Here is a 7,563-nt window from a genome sequence, read left to right on the forward strand (position 1 = left end):
CATCGATCCCCTCCCGGTGGGCGGTCAGATGGAGACACGAGTCTGATGGAGCGTTCCAGAAGCGTCAACGCCCCGACCGTCCGCCTCTCCGGTAATGGAGGTGTCCGAAATCCCGGCCCTTACTCGGGGCTCGGCTGTCGCCGGAGGCATACCAAGCGCTAGTTTTGCCCTATGCGGATCTTCGTCACCGGCGCCTCCGGGTTCGTCGGGTCCCACGCCGTCCGCGCCCTGCTCGCCGCCGGGCACCGGCCCCGCGCGCTGGTCCGCGACCCTGCCAGAGCGGCGCAGGTCCTGCGCGCGGTCGGCGTCGACCCCGGGGACGTCGAACTCGTCCCCGGCGACATGCTGGACGAGGACGCGGTCGCCGAGGCGCTCCGCGGCTGCGACGCCGCGATCCACACCGCCGCGGCCATCGGGGTGACCGGAGGCGCCGGCGACCTGGTGGAGGTGAACGTCCGGGGCACCCGCAACGTGGTCGGCGGCGCCGTCGCGCAGGGCCTGGCGCCGGTGGTCCACGTGTCGACGATCGCGGTGTTCGTCCCGCCGTCCGGCCCCGTCATCACCGCGGACGGCGCCCTGGCGAGCCCCCGGACCGACTACGGCCGGTCCAAGCTGGCGGCCGAGCACTACGTGCGCGGCCTCCAGGAGGACGGCGCGCCGGTCACCATCGTCTACCCCGGCGGCGTGTGCGGCCCGAACCAGCCGACGCTGGACGCGCTGATGGAGGGCCTCGCCGCCGCGCTCGGCAAGGTGTGGCCGCTTCCGGGCGGCGGCGTCTCAGTCGTCGACGTCCGCGACCTCGGCGAGGCGTTGGCACGTTCCGTCCAGGCGCGGCAGGGCCCCAGCCGCTGGGTGCTCGGCGGCCACTACCTGACCTGGCCGCAGTACGCCGACCTGTGCGACCGCCTCACCGGCGTCCGGTGCCGCCGCGTCCGCGTGCCCAGCCGCGTCATGCTCGCGCTGGGCTCCGTCCTCGACGCGGCCAAGCGCGTCCGCCGCTTCGACTACCCGCTCACCCGCGACGCCGCCGAGTTCATGGTCACGCTGGTGCCGACCGACGACCGCCCCGTCCTGGACGCCCTCGGGCTCACGCTGCGCCCCGTCGAGGAGACCGTCGCCGACGGCCTGCGCTGGCTGGCCGAGAGCGGCCATCTGAATCCGCGCCGGGCCGGACGGCTCGCCGCCAAGGAGGCCCCGATGCCGACCCTCGTCCAGCGCACCTTCGGCCCGGTCTTCCACCGGGTCTCGGGCGCCGAATGGTTCTCCCGGGTGGGGCCCAAGATCGTCCCGCCCGTCGACCGGACGCTGCACCGGCTCACCGGCGGACGGCTCATGCTCGGCCAGCTCCTCGTGCCGAGCCTCGTGCTGACGACGACCGGCGCCGTCAGCGGCCTCCAACGGCAGACGCCGCTCGCGTGCCTGCCCGACCGGGAGGGCGGCTGGTACGTCGTCGGATCCAACTTCGGCCGGGAGAAGCACCCCGCCTGGACGGGCAACCTCCTGAAGAACCCCGGCGCGCAGGTCAGCTTCCAGGGCCGCACCGTCCCGGTCACCGCCCACCTCCTGGACGACGTCGAGCGCAAGGAGATCTGGCCTCGCCTCACCGCCGTCTGGCCCGTCTACGACCGCTACGTGGAACGCACCGAGCGGCAGCTCAGGGTCTTCCGCCTGACCCCCCGCTAACGGCCGCGGAGGGTCCTGGAGAGCCGCCGGCCAAGGAGCAGGTAGGCGAGCACGACACCGATGACGTTCAGGATGACGTCGTCGACGTCGAAGGCCCGTCCCATCACGAACGTGCCCTGGACCGTCTCGATGGCCAGCGAGAGCATGCCGCTCACCAGCGCCAGCCGCAGGGGGCCGCGGAGGGTCGTCCAGACCAGGGGCAGCAGCACTCCCAGCGGCGCCAGGAGTATCACGTTGCCGCCGATCTGGAGGAGGGCCTCCTTCGTCGGGCGGTCCATATAGAACCGGAGCGACCTGCCGGGATCGGTGTTCCCGCCTGCCTGCCCGTTGTCATGGACGGGCGTCAGCGTGAGCCTGAACGCGAAATAGAAGAAGACGCCAAGAAAGCCCAACGCGATGATGACGACCAACGCGCGCAGGGCGACGACGTACCAAGGGACCCTCTCGCCCGCTGCTGCGGGCTGCCACATCTCGACCAACACGCGGCGCGGTCTGCCCCGTCCGCCGCGGTCCATGCACGGTCCCGGGTTTCGGGCGACCGGATAGTCCATTGAAGTCAGAACGCCCGTGCCGGGACGAACCCGGCACGGGCGTTCCGCGCGCCGCGATCAGACGGCGACCGGGGTGGTGGCGGGCTCCAGGGCCAGGTCCAGCACCTCGCGGACGTCGCTGACGGCGAACACCGTCATCGTGTCGAGCACCTCGGCCGGGACGTCCTCCAGGTCCGGCTCGTTGCGCTTCGGCACGATCGCGGTGGTGATGCCGAGCCTCGACGCGGCCAGCAGCTTCTGCTTCAGCCCGCCGATCGGCAGCACCCGCCCGGTCAGCGACACCTCACCGGTCATCGCCACGTCCGAGCGCACCGGGCGTCCCGACAGCAGCGACGCCAGCGCCGTCGTCATCGTGATGCCCGCGCTCGGGCCGTCCTTCGGGATCGCCCCGGCGGGCACGTGGACGTGCACGCCGCGGTCCTTCAGGTCGCCGACCGGCAGCTCCAGCTCCGCGCCGCGCGAGCGCAGGTAGCTGAGCGCGATGCGCGCCGACTCCTTCATGACGTCGCCGAGCTGGCCGGTGAGCGTCACGCCGGTGTCGCCGGTCTCCCGGTCGGCCAGCGACGCCTCGATGTAGAGCACGTCGCCGCCCGCGCCGGTGACCGCGAGGCCCGTGGCCACGCCCGGCACGCCGGTGCGGCGCTCGTTCCTGCTCAGCTCGACCTCCGGGGTGAACCGCGGCCGGCCGAGGTAGTCCTTCAGGTCGTCCGCGCCGATCCGGACGGGCAGCGCCGCCTTCCCGAGCGCGACGTTGGCCGCGACCTTGCGCAGCACCCGCGCGATCGAGCGGTCCAGGGACCGGACGCCGGCCTCCCGGGTGTACTCGGCCGCCAGCAGCCGCAGCGCGTCGTCGCCGAAGGCCACCTCGGACGCCTCCAGCCCCGCCTTGTCGAGCTGGCGCGGCAGCAGGTGGTCGCGGGCGATGGTGACCTTCTCGTGCTCGGTGTAGCCGTCCAGCTGCACCAGCTCCATCCGGTCGAGCAGCGGCCCAGGGATCGCCTCCACCACGTTCGCGGTGGCGAGGAACAGCACGTCGCTCAGGTCGAGCTCCACCTCCAGGTAGTGGTCCCGGAAGGTGTGGTTCTGCTCGGGGTCGAGGACCTCCAGCAGCGCCGCGGTCGGGTCGCCCCGGTAGTCGGCGCCGACCTTGTCGACCTCGTCCAGCAGGACGACGGGGTTCATCGTCCCCGCCTCGCGGATGGCCCGGACGATGCGCCCCGGGAGGGCGCCCACGTACGTGCGGCGGTGCCCCCGGATCTCGGCCTCGTCCCGGACGCCGCCCAGGGCGACCCGGACGAACTCGCGTCCCATGGCCCGCGCGACCGACTCGCCCAGCGACGTCTTGCCGACTCCGGGAGGGCCGGTCAGCGCCAGCACCGCGCCGCTCCTGCGTCCGCCCACGACGCCCAGGCCGCGCTCCTCGCGCCGCTTGCGCACGGCCAGGTACTCGACGATGCGCTCCTTGACGTCGTCGAGACCGGCGTGGTCGGCGTCCAGGATCTCCCGGGCGCCCGCGATGTCGTAGGCGTCCTCGGTCCGCTCGTTCCACGGGATGTCGAGGACGGTGTCCAGCCAGGTGCGGATCCAGCCGCCCTCGGGCGAGGCGTCGGACGACCGCTCCAGCTTGTCGACCTCCTTCAGCGCCGCCTCGCGCACCTTCTCGGGAAGGTTCGCGGCCTCGATCCGGGCCCGGTAGTCGTCCTCCTCGTCGGCCGGGTCGCCGTTCAGCTCGGCCAGCTCCTTGCGGATGGCCTCCTGCTGCTGGCGCAGCAGGAACTCCCGCTGCGTCTTCTCCATGCCCTCCTGGACGTCCTTGCGGATGGTCTCCGCCACGTCCAGCTCGGCGAGGTGGTCGCGCGCCCACCCGATCACCAGGGTGAGCCGCTCCACGAGGTCGACGGTCTCCAGGACCTCGATCTTCTGCTCGTCGGTGAGGTACGGCGCGTACCCGGCGTTGTCGGCCAGCGTGGAGGGGTCGTCGATCTGCTGCACGACGTCCACGACCTGCCAGGCGCCCCGCTTCTGCAGGATCGCGCTGACCAGCCCCTTGTACTCCTTCGCCAGCTCCTGCGCCCGCCCGGTCGCCGGCGGCGCCTCCACCGCCGTCCCCTCGACCCACAGCGCCGCGCCCGGCCCGGTCGTCCCGGTGCCGATCCGCACCCGCTGCACGCCGCGGACGACCGCGCCCGGCTCACCGCCGGGCAGCCGCCCCTCCTGCTCGATCACGCCGAGCGTGCCGATGCCGGCGTACTGCCCGTTCAGCCGGGGCACCAGCAGCACGCGCGGCTTGGCCGCCGACCGGATGCCCGGCCCCTTGGTCTGCGCCACCGCCCGCGCGGCCTCGACGGCGGCCCGGACCTCGCCGCTCTCCGACAGGTCCAGGGGCACCACCATGCCGGGCAGAACGACCCCGTCCTCCAGGGGCAGCACCGGCAGCGTCAGGGTCTCGCTCATGCTCAGCTCCAACTCAGTAGGACACCCAACCGCAAGATTGAGTCACTCACACTCAAGAAAACGGAGCAGCATTTTGTTTCCGCAGCAACGTTCGCTCTCAGCGATCACACCCCGAGAGGCCGTCCTGGCACTCGGCCGGCGCCTCTGGGGCGCGAGAAGCCGCGGCGGCAGCATCGACGCCATCACGCGATACGAAAGCGGCGCCTTCCAGCAACAGGCCATCGAGCGAACACTCTGACGCGACCGTGCCCGGACGTGGCAGGCTCGGCGCATGGAGCGAACTGCGGGCGCTGAGCGCGGCGGATGGCGAGGGCGGGTCCGCGGGCTGCCGCCGCCGGCCCCCGCGCGGTCGCCGGTGACCCCTCCACCAGCCCGCGCCGATGCGCATGGCGCACGGTCGCGCCGGCCGTGTCCGCCTTCGGCGCTGCCCTGGGCCCGGTGAGGGTGCGCGAATACCGTTATGTCGGCCCTGCCGACATCCTCGAGCAGGCACGGCCCGGGCGGCGCGGCCAGGCGATCGGGTCGCCGGGCGACCTCGCCGTCTGGCTGGCGGGGCAGACCGCGCAGGACGCGGGGGAACCGTTCACCTACGTGGTCGACCTGGGCGGGACGCTGCGCCTGGCCCCGCAGCGCAGCGAGCACGTCGCCTGCTCGGGCCGCGAGCCCGTGCTGGGCGCGGGTGAGATCACGTTCGCCGCGAGCGGGGGCGCCTGGACGGTCAGCGAGATCAGCAACCAGTCGACCGGCTACTGCCCCGACCCGTCCTCCTGGACGGCCGTCGCGGCGGCTCTCGACCGGGCCGGCCTCGAACGTCCCCCCGAGTTCACCCACCCGATCGTGTTCCGACGGTGCCGGCGGTGCCGCCAGCGCAACATCGTGAAGGACGACCACTACGTCTGCGCCGTGTGCGGGGGCGACCTGCCCGCCGCCTGGAACATGGACGAGCCCCACGCGCGCTGAGGCTCACGGAAAACCCGTTGCGGGCGGGGTCGGGCGCATGCCAGGGTCGGCGCGAAGATCTTGGATGCGCTACGGGAGGTCGCGCGTGTACACCGCTTCCGGCAAGGCCACTACCGGCGTCTCGGCGACGAGGCGCGCGGCGGCTTAGGCCGGCACCGCTCCACGACGCCGAGGCGATTCCGGCGGGGGGTCGATCCCCCGCTGTCCCGGCCTGCGCGGATTCCGCGCCGGTGTCGACTCGACGTGGAGCATCCTTGTCTTCTCCCCTGCCCGCGGCGGACGCCTCGATCGACCGCCGCACGCTCTTCCTTCTCTCTCTGACCTGCGGCGTCGCCGTGGGGAACATCTACTTCCCGCAGGCGGTGAGCCCGCTCATCGCGTCCGGGCTGCACGTGGCGCCGGACTCGGCGGCGCTGGTGGTGACCGCGGCGCAGTTCGGGTACGGAGCCGGAAACTTCCTGCTGGTGCCGCTCGGCGACCGGTTCCCGCACCGTCCGCTGATCGTGGCGATGCTCGCCGTCACCGGCGCGGCGATGCTCGGCGCGGCGGCCGCGCCCGGGCTGGCGGCGCTGATCTTCGCGAGCGCCGTGACCGGGGTCACGACCGTCGTCGCGCAGGTCATCGCGCCGATGGCGGCCGGCCTGGTGGCCGCCGAGCGGCGCGGCGCGGTCATGGGGACGCTGCTGGCCGGCTCGATCGGCGGCATCCTGCTGGCCCGCACGTTCGGCGGGTTCGCCGGCGAGTGGCTCGGCTGGCGGGCACCGTACCTGATCGCCGCCGTCGCCACCCTGGCGATCGCGGCGGCGCTGGCGTTCACGCTGCCGGCGACCGTCCCGCCGTCGCGGCAGTCCTACCCGGCGCTGCTGGCCGCGCCGCTGCGGCTGCTGCGCGAGGAACCGGAGTTGCGGCGGTCGTGCCTCTACCAGGCGACGCTCTTCGGCGGGTTCCAGGCCGTCTGGACGGGCCTCGCGCTGTATCTCACGGGCCCCGGGTACGGGCTCGGGGCGCAGGCGGTCGGCGTCCTCGCGCTGGTCAGCGCCGGCACCATGGCCGCGATGCCCGCCGCGGGACGCCGGGTGGACCGGCGGGGCCCGGACCCGGTCAGCCTCGTCGCGATCACCGGGACGCTCGCGGCGGCCGGGGTGCTGACGCTGGGCGCCCTCGGCGGGGCGCCGGGGCTCGCGGCGCTCGGCGCCGGGACGCTGCTGCTGGACGTCGCGCTGCAGTCCGGCATGATCGCGAACCAGGCGCGGATCTTCGCGCTGCGCCCGGACGCCCGCAGCCGCGTCAACACCGCCTACATGACGTGCGCGTTCCTCGGCGGCAGCACCGGATCGTGGCTCGGAGCGGCCGCCTGCACGCGGTTCGGCTGGACGGCCGTGTGCCTGCTCGTCGCCCTGCTGGCCGGCGTCGCGCTCGCCCGGCACCTGCTGCGCCGTCCCGGGGGCACCGGACCCGCGGGCCGGCGGGGCAACGCGGAGGCAAAGGCCCCTTCGCGATCTTGATTCTTTGCCTGGGGGCCGGTTTACGCGCGCATGACGCGAGGGTACCTAACGCAACGAGATCGTGACGCAGGGTGAACGGCAGGTACTCGGGCGGCAAAGCCCCAGGTAGAACGTCAGGAGGCGGCAGATGAACCGTGGCGAACACGCGAACCGGGCCGCCTCCGCGTCCCGTTCCCCGCGCGGCCCGGTCCGTACGGCCGAGAACGTTCGCGACGTACCGCGCCGCGGCCGCCCCCGCCCCCCGGCGGGTGCCGCGGAGGGCGGGCACGGCGACACACCTCGGGTCCTCGGCCGTACCGGACCGTCCCCGCGCCGCCTCCCTCCCCCGGGCCCCGTGCCGCTCGCCCCCGCGGCACCGGCGCCCCCACTGGCCGGACCGGCCGCGGCGCGCAGCCGCGCCGCCGGTCCGG

At 73.7% G+C, this 7,563-nt stretch carries 5 protein-coding genes; 3 read left to right on the forward strand and 2 right to left on the reverse strand.

Annotation, left to right across the window (positions count from 1 at the left end; genetic code table 11):
• The first annotated feature begins 171 nt into the window (after positions 1-171).
• Entirely contained in the window at positions 172-1,683 is a 1,512-nt protein-coding gene (locus AB0C69_RS34390; protein ID WP_360359223.1) for a nitroreductase family deazaflavin-dependent oxidoreductase, read from the forward strand.
• On the opposite strand, the gene AB0C69_RS34395 is transcribed toward AB0C69_RS34390, so the two are convergent.
• Both AB0C69_RS34395 and lon read right to left on the reverse strand, forming a co-directional pair.
• Positions 1,680-2,165 (reverse strand): VanZ family protein, encoded by a 486-nt coding sequence (locus tag AB0C69_RS34395; RefSeq protein ID WP_345184565.1) that lies wholly within the window; start codon positions 2,163-2,165, stop codon positions 1,680-1,682. The two genes, AB0C69_RS34390 and AB0C69_RS34395, sit on opposite strands and share 4 nt — an antisense overlap.
• A 126-nt stretch (positions 2,166-2,291) precedes the next feature.
• Positions 2,292-4,688, reverse strand: a complete 2,397-nt coding sequence (gene lon / locus AB0C69_RS34400) for an endopeptidase La (protein ID WP_345184567.1) — start codon at positions 4,686-4,688, stop codon at positions 2,292-2,294.
• A 438-nt stretch (positions 4,689-5,126) separates the two neighbouring features.
• On the opposite strand from lon, the gene AB0C69_RS34405 reads away from it, so the two are divergent.
• Both AB0C69_RS34405 and AB0C69_RS34410 read left to right on the forward strand, forming a co-directional pair.
• Positions 5,127-5,648 (forward strand): hypothetical protein, encoded by a 522-nt coding sequence (locus AB0C69_RS34405; protein ID WP_360359228.1) that lies wholly within the window; start codon positions 5,127-5,129, stop codon positions 5,646-5,648.
• A gap of 254 nt (positions 5,649-5,902) precedes the next feature.
• Positions 5,903-7,153, forward strand: coding sequence for an MFS transporter (locus AB0C69_RS34410; protein WP_360359231.1), 1,251 nt, complete (start codon positions 5,903-5,905; stop codon positions 7,151-7,153).
• The last annotated feature ends 410 nt before the right edge of the window (positions 7,154-7,563 follow it).

The sequence above is a fragment of the Actinomadura sp. NPDC048032 genome, assembly GCF_040653175.1.
In the GTDB taxonomy this organism is placed as follows: Bacteria; Actinomycetota; Actinomycetes; order Streptosporangiales; family Streptosporangiaceae; genus Spirillospora; species Spirillospora verrucosospora.

What these genes read in the sequence shown, in the direction of transcription:
- lon (WP_345184567.1), bottom strand. Translation starts at nt 4,688, where the DNA reads ATGAGCGAGACCCTGACGCTGCCGGTGCTGCCCCTGGAGGACGGGGTC.
- AB0C69_RS34390 (WP_360359223.1), top strand. Translation starts at nt 172, where the DNA reads ATGCGGATCTTCGTCACCGGCGCCTCCGGGTTCGTCGGGTCCCACGCC.